The sequence below is a fragment of the Solimonas marina genome, from assembly GCF_012241385.1.
Lineage (GTDB): Bacteria > Pseudomonadota > Gammaproteobacteria > Nevskiales > Nevskiaceae > Solimonas > Solimonas marina.
Genome location: NZ_JAAVXB010000004.1, coordinates 319,214 through 335,721 on the forward strand (window position 1 = coordinate 319,214; position 16,508 = coordinate 335,721).

General features: G+C 66.1%; 14 protein-coding genes. 2 read left to right on the plus strand and 12 right to left on the minus strand.

Going from position 1 to position 16,508, the window contains the following annotated elements; translation table 11 throughout:
- Nucleotides 1–66: 66 nt before the first annotated feature.
- Nucleotides 67–2,376, plus strand: coding sequence for a TonB-dependent receptor (locus tag G7Y82_RS09780; protein ID WP_168147851.1), 2,310 nt, complete (start codon nucleotides 67–69; stop codon nucleotides 2,374–2,376).
- 90 nt (nucleotides 2,377–2,466) lie between these two features.
- Complete coding sequence (locus G7Y82_RS09785) at nucleotides 2,467–4,278, plus strand: DUF885 domain-containing protein (protein WP_168147852.1); 1,812 nt, start codon at nucleotides 2,467–2,469, stop codon at nucleotides 4,276–4,278.
- An 11-nt stretch (nucleotides 4,279–4,289) separates the two neighbouring features.
- On the opposite strand, the gene G7Y82_RS21705 is transcribed toward G7Y82_RS09785, so the two are convergent.
- The 12 genes from G7Y82_RS21705 to kynA all read right to left on the minus strand — a co-directional run bounded on the left by G7Y82_RS21705 (nucleotide 4,290) and on the right by kynA (nucleotide 16,496).
- Nucleotides 4,290–4,808, minus strand: a complete 519-nt coding sequence (locus G7Y82_RS21705; RefSeq protein ID WP_168147853.1) for a GFA family protein — start codon at nucleotides 4,806–4,808, stop codon at nucleotides 4,290–4,292.
- Entirely contained in the window at nucleotides 4,805–5,323 is a 519-nt protein-coding gene (locus tag G7Y82_RS09795) for an arsinothricin resistance N-acetyltransferase ArsN1 family B (RefSeq protein WP_168147854.1), read from the minus strand. The genes G7Y82_RS21705 and G7Y82_RS09795 overlap by 4 nt, the downstream gene beginning before the upstream one ends.
- Before the next feature lie 5 nt (nucleotides 5,324–5,328).
- Nucleotides 5,329–6,486, minus strand: a complete 1,158-nt coding sequence (locus G7Y82_RS09800; RefSeq protein WP_168147855.1) for a PLP-dependent cysteine synthase family protein — start codon at nucleotides 6,484–6,486, stop codon at nucleotides 5,329–5,331.
- Nucleotides 6,487–6,511: 25 nt separating this feature from the next.
- Nucleotides 6,512–7,306 (minus strand): hypothetical protein, encoded by a 795-nt coding sequence (locus tag G7Y82_RS09805; RefSeq protein ID WP_168147856.1) that lies wholly within the window; start codon nucleotides 7,304–7,306, stop codon nucleotides 6,512–6,514.
- 169 nt (nucleotides 7,307–7,475) lie between these two features.
- Entirely contained in the window at nucleotides 7,476–8,594 is a 1,119-nt protein-coding gene (ald, locus tag G7Y82_RS09810; protein ID WP_168147857.1) for an alanine dehydrogenase, read from the minus strand.
- A gap of 70 nt (nucleotides 8,595–8,664) precedes the next feature.
- Nucleotides 8,665–10,026, minus strand: a complete 1,362-nt coding sequence (locus G7Y82_RS09815; protein ID WP_168147858.1) for a sodium-dependent transporter — start codon at nucleotides 10,024–10,026, stop codon at nucleotides 8,665–8,667.
- 35 nt (nucleotides 10,027–10,061) lie between these two features.
- Nucleotides 10,062–11,483, minus strand: a complete 1,422-nt coding sequence (locus tag G7Y82_RS09820) for an aldo/keto reductase (RefSeq protein ID WP_206370531.1) — start codon at nucleotides 11,481–11,483, stop codon at nucleotides 10,062–10,064.
- Between the two features lie 218 nt (nucleotides 11,484–11,701).
- The gene (locus G7Y82_RS09830) at nucleotides 11,702–12,637 is read right to left on the minus strand and encodes a LysR family transcriptional regulator (protein ID WP_168147859.1); all 936 of its coding nucleotides are present in this window, start codon (nucleotides 12,635–12,637) and stop codon (nucleotides 11,702–11,704) included.
- A gap of 141 nt (nucleotides 12,638–12,778) precedes the next feature.
- Nucleotides 12,779–14,011: a kynureninase gene (gene kynU, locus G7Y82_RS09835; RefSeq protein ID WP_168147860.1), complete on the minus strand. Its 1,233-nt coding sequence runs from the start codon at nucleotides 14,009–14,011 to the stop codon at nucleotides 12,779–12,781.
- Nucleotides 14,012–14,027: 16 nt separating this feature from the next.
- A complete protein-coding gene (gene kynB / locus G7Y82_RS09840; protein WP_168147861.1) occupies nucleotides 14,028–14,660 on the minus strand; it encodes an arylformamidase in 633 nt (210 codons plus the stop codon).
- 13 nt (nucleotides 14,661–14,673) lie between these two features.
- The gene (locus tag G7Y82_RS09845; RefSeq protein ID WP_168147862.1) at nucleotides 14,674–15,651 is read right to left on the minus strand and encodes a quinone oxidoreductase family protein; all 978 of its coding nucleotides are present in this window, start codon (nucleotides 15,649–15,651) and stop codon (nucleotides 14,674–14,676) included.
- Nucleotides 15,648–16,496: a tryptophan 2,3-dioxygenase gene (gene kynA, locus G7Y82_RS09850; protein WP_168147863.1), complete on the minus strand. Its 849-nt coding sequence runs from the start codon at nucleotides 16,494–16,496 to the stop codon at nucleotides 15,648–15,650. The genes G7Y82_RS09845 and kynA overlap by 4 nt, the downstream gene beginning before the upstream one ends.
- Nucleotides 16,497–16,508: the final 12 nt, after the last annotated feature.

Below are 16,508 nucleotides of genomic sequence, written 5' to 3' on the forward strand. Positions count from 1 at the left end.
TCTTACCGGCGGCAGGCCCGGGAGCTGCCGCCGTCATCCTTCACGCCTTTTCTTTGGGGATCGACCATGCGTCGTCATAGCGTCCGCGGTAATTCATCGTCCGATCAATCGTCGGTCCTGCGCGCACTGCCGCGCCTCAATCTGATCGCGGCCGGCGTACTGGCGTCCGGTTTCGTCGCCGTGCCGGCCTATGCGCAAAGCGCCGACGCCGACACATCGGCGACGGCGAGCGACAGCGCGGCACTGGCCGAAGTCGTCGTCACCGCCGAGCGCCGCAAGCAGTCGCTGCAGGATGTGCCGGTCAGTGTCACGGCGATCAACGCCGAGACCATCGAAAAAGCCAACGTCAAAGGCATCGAGGATGTCTTTGCGATGACGCCGAACGTCTCGTTCATTTCCAGCGGTTCGCGTGACCGCAAGGATTTGAGCATTCGCGGCATCAACAACCAGATCAACGCCTATGACGACGTGCGCTCGTCGTCGTACGCGTTCTATATCGACGATTTCAATGTCAGCGCCGGCACCAGCAATCCGGAAGTGCTGGACATGCAGCAGATCGAAGTGTTGCGCGGTCCGCAGGGCACGTACTTCGGTCGCAATGCGCTCGGCGGCGCGATCAACATCACGACCAACAAGCCGACCAATGATTGGCTGGTGAAGGGCGGGCTCGGCTATTCGAGCTATGACACGCGGCATGCCGAAGCCATCGTCAACGTGCCGGTCATCAAGGACATCTTCGCGATCCGTGCCGCCGGCCAGATCGACAAGTCCGACGGCTGGATCAAGAACATCAACCCGATTGGCGGCGGCAACGATTCGGACTACAAGTCCGGTCGCGTCATCGGTCGCTTCACGCCGAATTCGCGTCTGACGTCGGATCTGACGTACAGCTATTCGAACGAGGAAACCGGCATGCGCGCCGGCGTGCCGACGGGCTTTCTGACCCGCACCTGGGCAGCGGTCTATTACGGCGGCAGCCCTGGCTACGGTCTGGCCGACCCCGACGGCGTTGGCTTCTATCCGGACAACCGCGATGAAGTGAATTACGACCGGCCGCAGAAGGTCGGCACCAAGTTCCATTACTTCGACAGCCGCACGACCTACGACTTCGACACCGCACAGCTGACGGCGGTAATCGGTCATCTGAACACGACGATCTTCAACTACGGCGACGTCGACGGCGGCAGCTACGACTACTACTACGAGAACTTCGCGCTCGATCGCGATTCGACCAGTGGCGAGTTGCGCCTGCAGTCGACCGGCAGCGGCCCGCTCGAATGGAGCTTCGGTGCGATGTACGGCCGCGACAGCGGCGAGAAGAATCAGGTCACGTACAACGGCGCCGATGCGCAGTCCGGTGACGAAGGGACCGAAATCACCGGCACCTACAGCAACGCGAGCATCAACTATGCGGCGGCGTTCGCGCAGGCGACCTGGCACTTCAACGAGCAGTGGGCGCTGACCGGCGGCGGTCGTTACTCGCACGACGATATCCACCGCCACATCATCGACACGTCCAGCGGCACGACCAACAACGACGACACCCGCCAGGTGACGTTCAACGATTTCTCGCCGCGTCTGACGCTGAACTATGCGGTCAGCAAGGACTGGATGAATTACGCGACGATCTCCAAGGGCTACAAGGCCGGCGGCGTGCAGACCTCGCAGCTGTCGCTGAAGAACGACTACGCGCCGGAGAAGTTGTGGAACTACGAGCTCGGCACCAAGCTCGAGCTGTTCGATCATCGCTTGCGTCTCGACGCCGCCGTGTTCTACATGGATTGGCAGAACGTGCAGCAGTCGTCCAACTTCCAGTACTTCGACGACAACGGCGACCTGGTCAGCGTCAGCGGCATCAGCAATGCGTCGAGCGCCAGCAGCACCGGCGTCGAGCTGAGCGCCGATGCGGCGATCACGCGCCACTTGCGCCTCAGCGTACAGGCCGGTTATCTCGACTCGAAGTTCGACAGCTACAAGAACGCGCTGGTCGATGGTCAGACCTTCGACGCCAGCGGCATGCAGATGATCGCCGCGCCGCGCTGGACCGGCGGTGCCCAGGCGCAGTACACGGTGCCGGTGTTCGATGCCTACGATGCGTTCATCCGCGGCGAGTGGAGTGTGCGCAGCTCGATGCTGTCGAACAACTACGCGCTGCTGTACAACGAAAAGCCGTTCATCTCGCCGGGCTACAACAACATCAACCTGCGCGTCGGGTTCGAAGGCGAGAAGTTCAGCGTGGTGGCGTATGCGCAGAACCTGTTCGACAACAACTACTACAACAACGCCTACGAGAAGGCGTTCTATAGTGGCGTGCAGGTCGAGCCGTCGTATCGCAGCTTCGGCGTGTCGCTGAAGTACACGTTCGTCGGCAAGTGATCGTAGCGGCCCGCCCCGACCCGGGGCGGGCCGTTTCATTGGCGGGCTTCATGCTCGCGTCTACGTATCAGCAGAGCGACAATCGTCATCATGCAAAGACGTCATTTTCTGCAGGCCGTCTCGGCCTCTGCCGCATTCGGCCTGCTGTCGCCGTTCTCCCGTGCATTCGCCGCCGATGCGGATGCGCATCTCGAAGCCATGCTGCAGCGGCATACCGAACGCTTCCTGCAGCGTTCGCCGGAAACGGCGACCAATTACAACTACGACACCGGCGCGCATGCTGCATTGCGCAGCCAGCTCGACGACCGCTCGCTGGCGGCCATCGCGCGTGACCGCGGCGCGGTTGCCCAGGCGATCGCCGAGCTGTCGACGATAGACCGGCGCGCCCTGTCGCCGTCGGCCGCGCTCGACTATGACGTCGCGCGCTTTGTCTACGAGGACATGCGCGAGACGCTGGACTGGTACGGCTATGTCGACATCGATCTGCGACCCAGCCCGTATGTCGTCAGTCAGATGAACGGTACGTATTACTGGCTGCCGGACTTCATCGGTTCACGGCATCCACTCGAATCGAAGGCTGACGTCGACGCCTATCTGGCGCGACTGTCGGCGCTGGGCACCGCCCTCGATCAAGAGACCGAGCGGATTCGTCACGATGCGGCGCTCGGCGTGATTCCGCCGGACTTCATCATCGCCAAAACGCTCGCGCAGCTCACCGACCTGCGCGACTCGGCACCGGCGACGACGCCCTTGATCGGTCCGGCGCTGAAGCGTGCGGCCGCCAACCAGCTCGGTGGTTTCGAAGCGCCGGCCGACAAGATCTTCCGCGAGCGGGTCGCGCCGGCCCTGTCGCGGCAGATCGACGCGTTCAAGGGCTTGCAGCCCAAGGCGGTATCCGACGCTGGCGTTTGGCGCCTGCCGAACGGCGACGCCTATTACGAAACCGCGGTGCGTTCGAACACGACGGCCGACATCAAGCCGGCCGCCCTGCACGAAAGCGGGCAGGCACAGGTCCAGGAACTGCTGGCGGAGATCGACCGCAGCCTGCGCGCGCAGGGCATGACCCAGGGCAGCGTCGGCGCCCGCATCAGCGCGCTCAATCACGATCCGCGCTTTCAGGTGCCGGACAACGATCAGGGCCGCGAGCAGTTGCTGGCCCAGGCGCGACACCTGCTCGACGACATTCGTGCGCGCCTGCCGCGTGCGTTCGGCAAGGTCGTTGTCGACCCCTTGATCGTGCGCCGCACGCCGGTCGCGATCGAGGGCAGTGCGCCGGGCGCGTACTACGATCCGGGCGCCGGCGATCAGCCGGGCATCTTCTCACTGAACCTCAAACGGCCGAGCGATCTGGCCGTGTGGCGTCTGCCGACCTTGGCCTATCACGAAGGTATTCCGGGCCATCATTTCCAGGGCTCGGTGCTCAAGCACGCCGGCGCGCTGCCGTTGTTCCGCAAGGTCGTGCGCTTTTCGGCCTACTCGGAAGGCTGGGGGCTCTACGCCGAGCAGGTGGCCGACGAGCTGGGCGTCTACGAGAACGATCCGTTCGGCCGTATCGGTTACCTGCAGTCCGAGCTGTTCCGCGCGGCACGCATCGTCGTCGACACCGGCATTCACTACAAGCGCTGGACGCGCCAGCAGGCGATCGACTGGATGGTGACGACGATCGGCGATCCGGTCGTCGCGACCACGCGTGAAGTCGAGCGCTATTGCGTGTATCCGGGTCAGGCTTGCAGCTTCAAGGTCGGCGCCAATTCGATCGTCGCGGCGCGCGAAGCCGCCCGCGCGAAGATGGGCAAGCGCTTCGACGTCCGGCAGTTCCACGACCTGGTGCTGAATTCCGGGCCGATGCCGATGAACGTCTTGACCCAGCTCGCCGCGCAGTGGAGCGCGCAGAGCACCTGAGCGGCCGTGATCTAGCGCTGTGCGGCGTCGCGCTGTGCCAGCCAGGTGTCGATCTTCGGCTGTAGCGCGCGACGCCGTTCCAGACTCGCGGCCGGCCACAGCTGATCGCGGTCGTAGTACGCACTGACCGCCGGTGTGTCCGGCGGCAGAATCACCCACGGCTGCTTCGATGCAGTGAAGATGTGGACGTCCGGTGGCAGCCGGTCCGGCTCGTCAAGGGTGCCGACGCGAACGAAGCGCACGCAGGGCCCGGAGCCGGCGTAGTGGCTCCACAGTGCGAGCTGGCAGTGCGGACAGCGCGCGATGTGCTGGCCGAGGCCGCTCAGCGACGGCGTGTGGATGGTCTGCGGTGTGCCGGTCATCACGGTGACGCGATCGGCTTCGATCATCGCATTGAGCGCGAAGGCGCTACCGGTTTCGCGTTGGCACCAGCGGCAATGACAGCAGTGCACGAACAGCGGCGCGCTGTCGAGGCGATAACGAACGGCGCGACAGGTGCAGCCGCCTTCAAGCGCGGACCACGGCGTCACGCGGGCGCCTCCGGGGCGGCCGGCGCTGCGCGCAGCGCCTGATGATACCAGGCGACGTCGTGCCAGCGGCCAAGTTTGTACCCGACCGACGGAAATGCGCCGATGGCACGAAAGCCGACCGATTCGTGCAGGCCGATGCTTGCGGCGTTCGGCAGGGCGATGCCGGCGTAGGCGTTGCAGTAGCCGCGCTGGGCAAGCCGCGCGAGCAGTGCGCGATACAGCTGCTGGCCGACGCCGCGGCCGCGTGCCGCCGCGGCGACATAGGCCGACGTTTCGACCGACCAGCGATATGCCGCGCGTTCGCGATGCGGCGATCCATAGGCATAGCCGAGCAGTTCGCCGCCGTCCTCGGCGACCAGCCATGCCCAGCCGTTGCCGTACTTGTCGACGCGCGCTGCGAATTCACCCGGTGACGGTGCGGATGCTTCGAACGAGATGGCCGTGGTCTCGACGATCGGCGCGTAGATCGCGAGCATCGCCGCGACGTCAGCGGAGCGTGCGTCACGAATGATCATCGCGCTTATCCCGGCGTGTTCGGTGTTCCGGCCCACGGCAGCGTCGGCAGTGCGGCACCTTCGCCCGCGGCCGTGATCAGCGCGTCGCTGTGCTCGGTCTCGATGCCGCGCGCGGCATACCAGTCGGCGCTGTAATAGCTGTGCGCGTAGCGCGCGCCGGAGTCGCAGAGGATGCTGACGATCGATCCGCTCCGGCCCGCGGCGCGCATGCGCTCGGCAACGGCGAGCACGCCGACGAAATTGGTGCCGGTCGAGCCGCCGACGCGGCGGCCAAGCGCCGCGCTGACCCAGCGCATCGCGGCCAGCGCCAGGGCATCCGGCACCTTGATCATGGCGTCGATGCAACTGGGGATGAAGCTCGGTTCGACACGTGGCCGGCCGATGCCCTCGATGCGTGAGCCGCCGCAGGGCGTCGGCGCCGCGCTGGCCGTGCCGGCCAGGTTGCGCTCGTAGTGTTCGAAGAACACCGAATGCTCGGGGTCGGCGCAAAGCACGCGCGTGTCGTGACGGCTGTAGCGCACGTAGCGGCCGAGCGTGGCGCTGGTGCCGCCGGTGCCGGCACTGCAGACGATCCAGGTTGGCACCGGGTGCGGCTCCAGCGCCATCTGTTTGAAGATCGACTCGGCGATGTTGTTGTTGGCGCGCCAGTCCGTGGCCCTTTCGGCATAGGTGAACTGGTCCATGAAATGGCCGCCGGTTTCACGCGCCAGACGTTCGGATTCGCTGTTGAGATCGCGCGCATGCTCGATCAGGTGGCAGCGACCGCCGTGAAATTCGATCGCGGCGATCTTCTCCGGCGAGGTGTCGCGCGGCATGACGGCAATGAACGGCAGGCCGAGCAGGCGCGCGAAATGCGCCTCGGAGACCGCTGTCGAGCCGCTCGATGCCTCGATCACCGGGCGACCGTCGCGTAGCCAGCCGTTCGACAACGCATACAGAAACAGCGAACGCGCGAGGCGGTGTTTGAGACTGCCGGTCGGGTGGCTGGACTCGTCCTTGAGGTAAACGTCGATGTCCGCGTAACCGGGCAGGCGCATCGGGATCAGGTGCGTGTCGGCCGAGCGATTGAAGTCGGCCTCGATACGCGCGATCGCCGCAGCGGTCCAGGCGCGGCGGTCGGCGTCCGCGGGACGGGAGGCGGAGGGCGAGGCGGGCTTGCTCATGATCAGCCTGGGCGACGTGCGGATTTCAGGCGGTCGGCACCGCGCGGGCCGATGCCTTCATCAGCTCCATCATCAGATTGCGGACATTACCGGCCGGTCCGTAGAAGTCGAAATGGCAATCGTTGAAGGCATTGGACTCGCCGAACACCGCGAACTCGCCACTGGTCAGGCGCAGCTTGCAGCCATTGAACTGTGCGTTGTGAACGATGGCGCCGTCGAGTGTGAACGCCTGCTGCGTGATCGAGCCTCTGATGACCTGATGGGTGGCGCCGCGCGTCATCATCATCAGGCGTGCGACCACCGCGGCGTCTTCCGACAGCTGACGCGACAGCCCGAAATTGCCATCGAAGCCGAATGCGGCAGGCAGCGTCTCGTCAATGAATTCGTCGGCGCCGGCCAGCGACAGCTGCGCGACCTGCTTGCCCTGACGGTCGTGGAAGCGACCGGACAACACCATCACGAAAGCCGGGTCGTCAGCGCCGGCGTTGGCATCTCGACGCGTGCGCACGGCGAAGATCGTGTTGCCGTCACGGTCGTGAATCTCGTAGCCGATCTGCTCGTCGAACACCTTGCGGCACTGCCCCGGATTGGCGGTGATCATGTTGCGTACGAGGCGGCACAGCACCTTGCCGTCGGCGCCGAGCAGATTGGCGGTGATCATCGGCTCGTGGGTCTCGCCGGGTTGTTCGACGCCGAGCAGGAAGAAGTCCTCGGCGGTGCCGAGCGCACCGATCGCGAAGGTGTTGCAGAGCTTGCCGTCGACCAGATAGTTGGCGATGCGATGGCGCTGAAAGATTTGCGGGGCCTGCTGTGAAGTCATGCGGTCTCTCTAGGTGATCGATGCTCGCCGCGTCGATACGGTGTGCGGCGAATCCCCGGAGTATTAGCACAGTTCGGGCCGACTTCGCGTGATGAGCTTCCCGGGGGCGCCAACGTAAACGCCCCGTCAGGCGGTGTGCCGTGACGGGGCGTTGTGCGGCGCGCAATGCTCAGGCGGCGAGTACGGTTTGTGTGTCGGCGAACGGCAGCTTCAGTGCGTCGGCGACTGCTGCATACGTCAGCTTGTGGTCAACGACATTGAGACCGGCGCGCAGGTGCGCATCGTCGCGCAGCGCCTGCTTCCAGCCCTTGTCGGCCAGCGCCAGCACATAGGGCAACGTCGCGTTGGTCAGCGCGAAGGTCGAGGTGCGCGCGACGCCGCCCGGCATGTTGGCGACGCAATAGTGGACGATACCTTCGACGACGTACGTCGGCTCGGTATGCGTGGTCGGTCGCGAGGTTTCGAAGCAGCCGCCCTGATCGATGGCGACGTCGACGATCACCGCGCCGGGCTTCATCTGCCCCAGCATGGCCCGCGTGACCAGCTTCGGCGCCGCCGCGCCCGGGATCAGCACCGCACCGATGACGAGGTCGGCCTGGTTGACGGCGCGTTCCAGCGCGTCGGCGGTCGAGAACAGGGTCGTTGCACGGCCTTCGAAGCGCGCGTCGAGTTCGGCGAGGCGCGCCGTCGAGCGGTCGAAAATGGTGACGCGCGCGCCCATGCCGACCGCGACGCGCGCGGCGTTGTAGCCGACCACGCCGCCGCCGATGACGACGACGTCGGCCGGCGTCACGCCGGGTACGCCGCCGAGCAGCGTGCCGTTGCCGCCCTGCGCCTTTTCCAGCGCATGCGCGCCAGCCTGGACCGACATGCGACCGGCGACTTCGCTCATCGGCGCCAGCAACGGCAGGCCGCCCCGTGCGTCGGTCACGGTTTCATAAGCGATTGCCACGCAGCCGCAGTCGATCAAGCCCTGCGCCTGCGCCGGATCGGGCGCCAGATGCAGGTAGGTGAACAGGATCTGGCCAGCACGCAGCTGCCGGTATTCGGACGGCTGCGGTTCCTTGACCTTCACGATCATGTCGGCGCGCGCGAAGATTTCCTCGGGCGTGTCGGCCAGCTCGGCACCGGCCGCCAGATACAGCTCGTCGGCGAGGCCGATCGCGGCGCCAGCGGCGCGCTGAACCAGAATCTGGTGGCCCCGCGTCTTGAGTTCGCGAACGCCGGCCGGCGTGAGGCCGACGCGGTATTCGTGGATTTTGATTTCCTTGGGTACGCCAATGAGCATGGGAGGGCTCCTTGCAAACACGGCGGCGCCGGCCGGCCTCACGTGAGCCCGGCGGGGGACGGCAGTCGCCTTACGATGATTGAATCGAGATGAAGATGACCAGTACGGCGACCGGCACGACGTAACGAACCGAGACGTACCAGAGGCGGAACGCCGGGCCGTTGCCGAGCCGCAGTTCGCGGCAGACGACGTCACGGCTCAGCGCCCAGCCGGCCATCAGCGCGACGAGCAGACCGCCGAGCGGCATCATCAGATTCGACGTCAGGTAGTCGAGCACGTCGAAGAAGGTCTTGTCCGACGACAGGCCGATCCAACGCAGCGGATGCACGCCCTGCCAGCGGTTGAACGAGAACACCGTCAGCATGCCGGCCAGCCACAGTGCCAGGCCGGTCAGCCAGGCCAGCAGCGGCCGCGAGCGCGTCGAGTACTCCTCGAGAAACGCGACGATGGTTTCGAGCATGACGATGGTCGCCGTCAGCGCTGCGAACGACAGCAGCATGAACAGCAGCGCGCCGAACACCGCGCCGCCCGGCATTTGCGCGAACGCCACCGGCAGCGTGACGAAGATCAGGCCCGGCCCCTGCGCCGGTTCCAGGCCGTACTGGAAGACCAGCGGGAAGATCGACAGGCCGGAGACCAGCGCCACCAGGCCCTGAGCGACGGCGACGGTGATGACGGCGCGCGGGATCGAATATTCGGCGCGCATGTAGGCGCCCATCGTCATCATCGTGCCGACGCCGATGCCGAGCGAGAAGAACGCCTGGCCGACGGCGACGATGACGATATGCCAGTTCAGCTTGCTGAAGTCGATGGTGAACAAAAAGCGTGCCGCGGCGCCGACGTCGGCAAAGCACAGCGCGTAGACGAACAGGCCGATCAGGATCGCGAAGCGCAACGGTGTCAGCACGCCGGCGACGCGCTCGATGCCGCGATTGACCCCCTGGGCGACGACGAAGCAGGTGGCGATCACGAAGGCGCCGGAGCACGCCAGCATCGCGCCGGGGCTGGCCAGCATCCTGGCGTTCATCGCCTCGGCGCTGGCGGCCGTGGTGCCGGCGAAGCCGTGCACGATCGACAGCACGAAGTAGTAGAGCATCCAGCCACAGATCACGAGGTAGTAACTCAGGATCAGGAAGATGCAGACCAGCGCCAGCGCGCCGAATGCGCGCCAGCCGCGCGAGATGCCGTGGCGCTGTGCCAGCGCGCGCATGTTGCCCATCACGCTCTGGCCGCCGAGGCGGCCGATCAACATCTCCGCCATCAGTGCCGGCGCGGCGATCACGATCAACGCAATGAAGTACAGCGCCACGAACAGCCCGCCGCCGTTGGCGCCGGCCAGGTAGCTGAACTTCCAGACGTTGGCGATGCCGGCTTCAGTGCCGATCGCCGCGATCAGGAACAAAAGGTTGGAGGACCAGGTCTTGCCGTGCATCGTCGCGGACTCGGGTTACGGGCCGTGTTGCTTACTTACTTGTGCAGGTCGTACTTCATGATCCGGCCGTGCGTGCCGGTGATGTCGCGCTCGAGTTGATAGACGTCGCCGGCCGGGCCGCTGCGATGACGGGTCACCGTCTCGATCAGCGCCAGGTCATTGGCGTCGAGGTGCACGGTGCCGATGCGGCGGTGCGACGGCAGATGCTTGGTGTTGGTCGCACCGACGATGGCAGCGGCGACGTTGTCGCGGCGCAGGATGGCGGCGGTGGCGATGGTGGCGATGTCACAGCCATGCTTGGCGGCGATGCCGGACAGCACGCGCAGCAAGGTCTGGAACAGCTCCCAGCCGCCGAAGTCGTCGATGATCAGCTTGTATTTGACCAGCGAGCGGTTGGCGAACGCGCCGCTCGGCTCCGGCTGATTGAGCCAGCGTTCCGACAGGAAACCGCCGGCCACCGTGCCGTAGCACAGCAGGCCGATATTGTGCTCGGCGCAGAACTGCACCATGCCACCGGATTCCGGACGATTGTCGAGCAGCGAGTACTGCAACTGATGGGTGAACACCGGCACGCCGGCGTCGAGCAGTTCCTTGAGGTGCGCGATGTCGAAGTTGGTGACGCTGATGCGGTCGATCTTGCCCTTGTCCTGCAGGCGCTTGAGCTGCAGCGCGGCTTCGACGTAGCCCGGTCGTTCGAAGTTCCACCAGTGGAACTGCACGGCGTCGAGGCGTTCCAGGCCGAGGCGCTTGATCGAGCGGTCGATGCTGAATTCGACGAGCTTGGCATCGACCCGGTCGAGATCGGCGAGGTCGGGCACGAACTTGGTGTGCACGCGCAGGTTGTGGGTCAAGGCCGGATAGGCCGCGCGGAAATCGCCGATCATCTGCTCGACATTGGTGTAGATGTCGGCGCAGTCGAAAGTGGTGATGCCGGCTTCGACGAACTCGGCCATATCGCGCAGCGCCTGGCCGCGGTCGATCTCGCCGTGGTCGCCGGCCAGATGCCAGCTGCCCTTGATCAGGCGTGAGATTTCGTAGTCCGGCGCCAGGCGGTAGCGCGGGATCGGCGGCAGCGCGTCGTCGGCCGGGACCGTCGGCAGCGTCGCCGGCAGCGGCACGGCGGTGGTCTCGCTGCGCGTGAAGCGGCGCTTGGCCAGACGCGTGATGCGGAAGCGGCTCGGGCAGTGCGGATCGGGGCAGGCGACCTCGGCGTCCGACGTCATCCAGTCGTTGGCGTCGGTCTCGCGCTGCTTGGCCGGCAGCAGCGGCAGGATCGCCGCCAGCGAGTAGATCGAGAACGCCTGACCCGGCGGCAGATGCAGCATCTCGCCGTGCAGCTCGAACCAGTCACCGACCTGGGCGCCGCAATAAAGCTTGGCGCCCGGTGGTGCAACGACTTCGACGCGAAGGTCGTACAGCTCGAAGGATGGGGATTCCGGTCGGTCGGCCGAATGCACGCGAGATTCTCCTGGGTTTCGTACGAAGCCCGGCGCCTGCAATCAGATCGAGCAGGCTCCGGGCACGTGCAGAGAATCGGCTATTCGCATTGGCATCGGGAAACGAGTTCGTTGCAGGTCCGGCAACGAGCCCCGGGGCGCTGGTCATGATTTCAAGCGGTGTCGCCTGCGCGTGGGGCAGGCGACACGCGCGATGCCGCAGATCGGTGCGCAGGGCCTCAGGCGGCGACGCGCGACGGGTGCAGCTGTTCCAGGCTCGGCAGGCTGCGCAGATAGCTGTCGAGCATGAACAGCAGCTGCGTCGGGCCCGGCGACAGGCGCCGGCCGAGGCGGCTGATCAGCGTCACCGGCGCGGTCTCGAAGGCCGGGTTGGCGATCGGCACGGCGACGAATTCGCCACGCAACAGCTCGCGCGACATCGCCAGCACCGAGATCAGCGTGACGAATTCACCGGCATGCAACAGATCGCGCAGTAGGCCGATCGAATTCGACGTCACGCAGGGGTCGAGGGTCACGCCCTCGGCAGCCTCGGCTTCCTTGAGCATCTGCCGCGTGCGCAGCGCCGATTCGAGCAGGCAGACGCGATACGACATCAGGTCCGCGAGCTGCACGCTTTCACGGCTGGCCAGCGGATGCGTCGGCTTGACGATCATGCACAGCGGCTGGCAGGTCGAAATCTGCGTGCGAATCCGCGGGTCGGTGCTGTTGTCGAACGCCAGGCCCAGATGGGCCTCATCCTCGGCGACCATGCGCACCACGTCGTTCGACGAACCGACGCTTTGCACGGACAGCGACACGCCGGCGTGCTTGGCGATGAAGCGGCTCAGCACGCTCGACAGGGCTTCGCCCATGAAGCCTTCGCCGACGGCCAGTGTCACGTGGCCGGCGCGCAGCGAGCGCAGATCGCCCAGACGCGATTCGAAATCTTCGCGATGCGTGAGTTGCTCGCCGTAATAGCGGATCGTCAATTCACCGGCTTCGGTCAGCTGTACGCTACGGCGGCCGTGCTCGATCAGGGGCATGCCGATTTCGGCTTCCAGTTGTGCGATCTGGCGGCTGATCGACGACACGGCGACGCCCAGCTTGTCGGCGGCGGCGCGCATGGAGCCCAGCTTGGCGGCTTCGTACAGGTATTTGAAGTTCGGATTCTGCATCGGTCCCGGCGGTCAGAAGTGCGAGATTTCTTACGCAATTGTTATACCGGATGCGGCCGAATTCAGGGAATCTTCAGATATTTGCAAGCTCGGTGGCGAAACGGTTCGGGATATCGGAATCCGCGCGGGCGACGACGCGGCTCAGGTGACCTTGGATTTGGCCTGATACGCGTCCTGGCGCCATTCGCCGGTGACCATGATGTGGCGCAGGATGCGCACCGCTTTCCAGATATCGGCGTAGCCGACATACAGCGGCGTGAAGCCGAAGCGCAGGATGTCGGGCGCGCGGAAATCGCCGATGACGCCGCGCGCAATCAGCGCCTGCATGATCGGCCATGCATCAGGATGGCGCAGGCAAACCTGACTGCCGCGCCGCAGCGGATCGGACGGCGAAGCGAGGCTGCCGCGCAGCTCCGGAATTTCCTGATCGACGAGCTCGATGAACAGCTCGGTCTGGCGGATGGACTTGTCGCGAATCGCCGAGATCGGCGCATCGAGCATCAGGTCGACGCCGATTTCGAGCGCCGCGAGGCTGATCACCGGCGGCGTGCCGACGGCCAGACGCATGATGTCGCCGGCCGGCCGGTAATCGCCTTCGAACGCGAACGGTGCGGCGTGGCCGAACCAGCCGCTGATCGCCGGCTGCAGCTGCGCCTGATGGCGCTCGGCGACGTACAGAAACGCCGGCGCACCGGGGCCGCCGTTGAGATACTTGTAGCCGCAGCCGACCGCGAGGTCGGCGCCGGCCGCATTCAGCTCGACCGGCACCGCGCCGGCCGAATGCGCCAGATCCCAGAGCATCAGCGCGCCGACGTCGTGCGCGCGCTCGGTGATCTGCGCCATGTCGTACATCGCGCCGGTGCCGTAGTTGACGTGCGTCAGCATCAGCACCGCGACGCGCTCGTCGAGCACGCTCTCCACGTCCTCGGGCTTGACGGCGATGACTTCGATGCCGTCGCCGAGCAGTGCCGCCAGGCCCTGGGCGATGTAGAGGTCGGTCGGGAAGTTGCCGATCTCGGAGATGATGCGCGTGCGGCCCGGGCGCAGCTTGACGGCGCCGGCGAGCAGCTTGAACAGATTCACCGACGTCGAGTCGGCGACCAGCGTCTCGCCGGGTTCGGCACCGATGATGCGACCGATCTTGTCGCCGATACGGCGCTGCAGATCGATCCAGCCACGCGTGTTCCAACTGCGAATCAACTGCTGACCCCATTCCTCCTCGACGACTTCGCGCACCCGTGCCGGCGTTGCCTTCGGCAGCGCGCCGAGCGAGTTACCGTCGAGATAGACGACGTCGGCCGGCAGGTCGAAGTACTGCCGGAACGCGCGCAGCGGATCCTTCTGGTCGAGCGTCGTGAAAGCGTCGGGGGTCATCATGGTCTTGTGGGTTTTAGTTCCAGGTTCGCAGCACCGCGCGCAACGGCGCGGCGTCTAGCCCGGCCAGCTTCAGCGGCAGGGCAATCAATTCGTAGTCGCCGGCCGGCACGTCGTCGAGGACCAGGCCTTCGAGAATGCCCATCGCATGGCGGTGGATCGTCAGGTGCGCATCCATCGTCTTCGACGTTTCGGGGTCGATCGACGGCGTGTCGATGCCGATCAACTGCACGCCGAGTCCGGTGAGCTGTTCGATGGCGGCGGCGTCGACGGCGGAAAAATCATGGTCCCAGCGTTGCAGCGGCACGCGCTCGTAGGTGCGCAGCAGCACGCGCGGCGGCAGCTCGTGCAGGGCATGCGCGATGTGTTGCGGCTGCACCAGCGCGCCGCAGCCGCGCACGTCGATGACGCGGCACGGGCCGAGATAGCGCTGCAGATCGAAGGCGTCGGCGGCGGCGCCGTCGGCGGCATAGTGCAGCGGTGCGTCGGCATGAGCGCCGCTGTGCGTCGACAGCGTGATACGCGAGACATTGACCGGGCATTGTTCGTCGATGTGCCAGATGCGCTCGCCGTGAAACGTGGTGTCGCCCGGCCACATCGGCAGGCTGGCCTGCAGCGTCGGCGAAATGTCGTAGATCTTGCGGCTCATGTGCGGCTCCGGTTCACGGCGTCAACACGATTTTGCCGGTGCTGCGCCGGCTTTCCATCAGCGCCTGTGCGTCGGCGGCCTGCGCCAGCGCATAGCGATGGCCGATCTGCGGCCGCAGCGCGCCGCGCGCATACAGCGCCAGCAGCGCTTGCCACGACGGGGCGATCAGCGCGGCGCATCGCGCGAAGATCACACTGAGGTTCAGCGTCGCGTAGCTCGCCGACTGTGCCAGCAGCGTGCCGACGTCGGGTTGCGGGCCGTCACCGCCGGCAACGCCGACGGTGACCAGCCTCGCCAGTGGCGCCAGGGCCTGCTGCACGGCAGCGAAGACACGGCCGCCGACGGTTTCGATGGCGATATCGACGCCGCGGCCACCGGTGATGTCGGCAAGGCGGGCGCGCAGGTCTTCGCGCTCATAGTTGACGACATGTGCGCAGCCTGCGGCGCGCAGCGCGTCGGCCTTGGCGTCGCTGCCGACGCCGGCGATGATCTGCAGGCCGAAGGCGTCGGCCAGCTGGCGCACGGCGCCGCCGAGACCGCCGGCCGCGGCACTGACGAACAGCCAGTCGCCGGGCGTCGCGCGGCCCTGGGTGCGCAAGGCGTGCCAGGCGGTCAGATAGACATGGGTGAATGCGGCGGCTTCGTCCCAGGCCATCGCCGCCGGCAGCGGCAATGCGTAACGCTCGGGGACGACCAATTCGTCGGCATAGGCGCCGCCGAACGGCGAGTAGACGCCGACCCGCTCTCCGACCCGATGCTGTGTCACGTCCGGCCCGCAGGCGACGACCTCGCCGGCGCCTTCGCAACCGACGATGATCGGCGGCTGGCGCATGCTCGGATGCGCGCCGCGCCGGCACAGCACATCGGCGTAATTGACACCGATCGCGTGCAGACGCACGCGCACTTCGTCGGCGCGCGGCACGGGCAGCGGCGCGTCGATCAGACGCAGGACCTCGGGGCCGCCGGGATGGGTGACCTCGATCGCCCTCATAGCTCGGTGCGCAAATCCCAGAGTTCGGGGAACAGTGTGATGTCGGTCGCCTTCTTCAGGTAGGACACGCCGGCGGTGCCACCGGTGCCCCGCTTGAAGCCGATGATGCGCTTGACGGTGGTCATGTGGCGGAAGCGCCACTGCTGGAACCAGTCGTCGACGTCGACCAGCTTTTCGGCGAGCTGATAGAGATCCCACCAGCGCTGCGGGTCGCGGTAGATCGTCAGCCAGGCCTCGCGCACGCTGTCGTTGCCGGCGTGCGACTCGCGGAAGTCGCGGTCGAGCACGTCGGCATCGATCGCAAAGCCACGCCGCGCGAGCAGGCGGATCGCCTCGTCGTAAAGACTCGGCGCGGCCAGCGCCTCGTCGAGCATGGCGCTGACCGCCGGGTCGTGGCGGTGCGGTTCGATCATCGACGCCTGCTTGTTGCCGAGCAGGAATTCGATGCGGCGATTCTGGAACGACTGAAAGCCCGACGAACGGCCGAGGCTGTCACGAAACGCCGAGTACTCGGACGGTGTCATCGTCGACAGCACGTCCCAGGACTGGATCATCTGCGCCTGGATGCGGCCGACGCGGGCGAGGTTCTTCAGCGCCGGTTGCAGGCGGTCCGCGCGCACCCCGGCGATCGCCAGGTCGAGCTCGTGCAGGACCAGCTTCATCCACAGCTCGGTCGACTGGTGAATGATGATGAACAGCAGCTCGTCGCTTTGCGTGCTGAGCGGCTTCTGCGCCGACAGCAGCGTCGGCAACTGCAGGTAATCGCCATAGCTCATCGCCTTGGCGAAATCGGTGTAGGCGCCGTTGGCGGTCTTGGCGTCGCTCGGTGTGTCTTGCTGGGCCATGAAGGTCTCTTC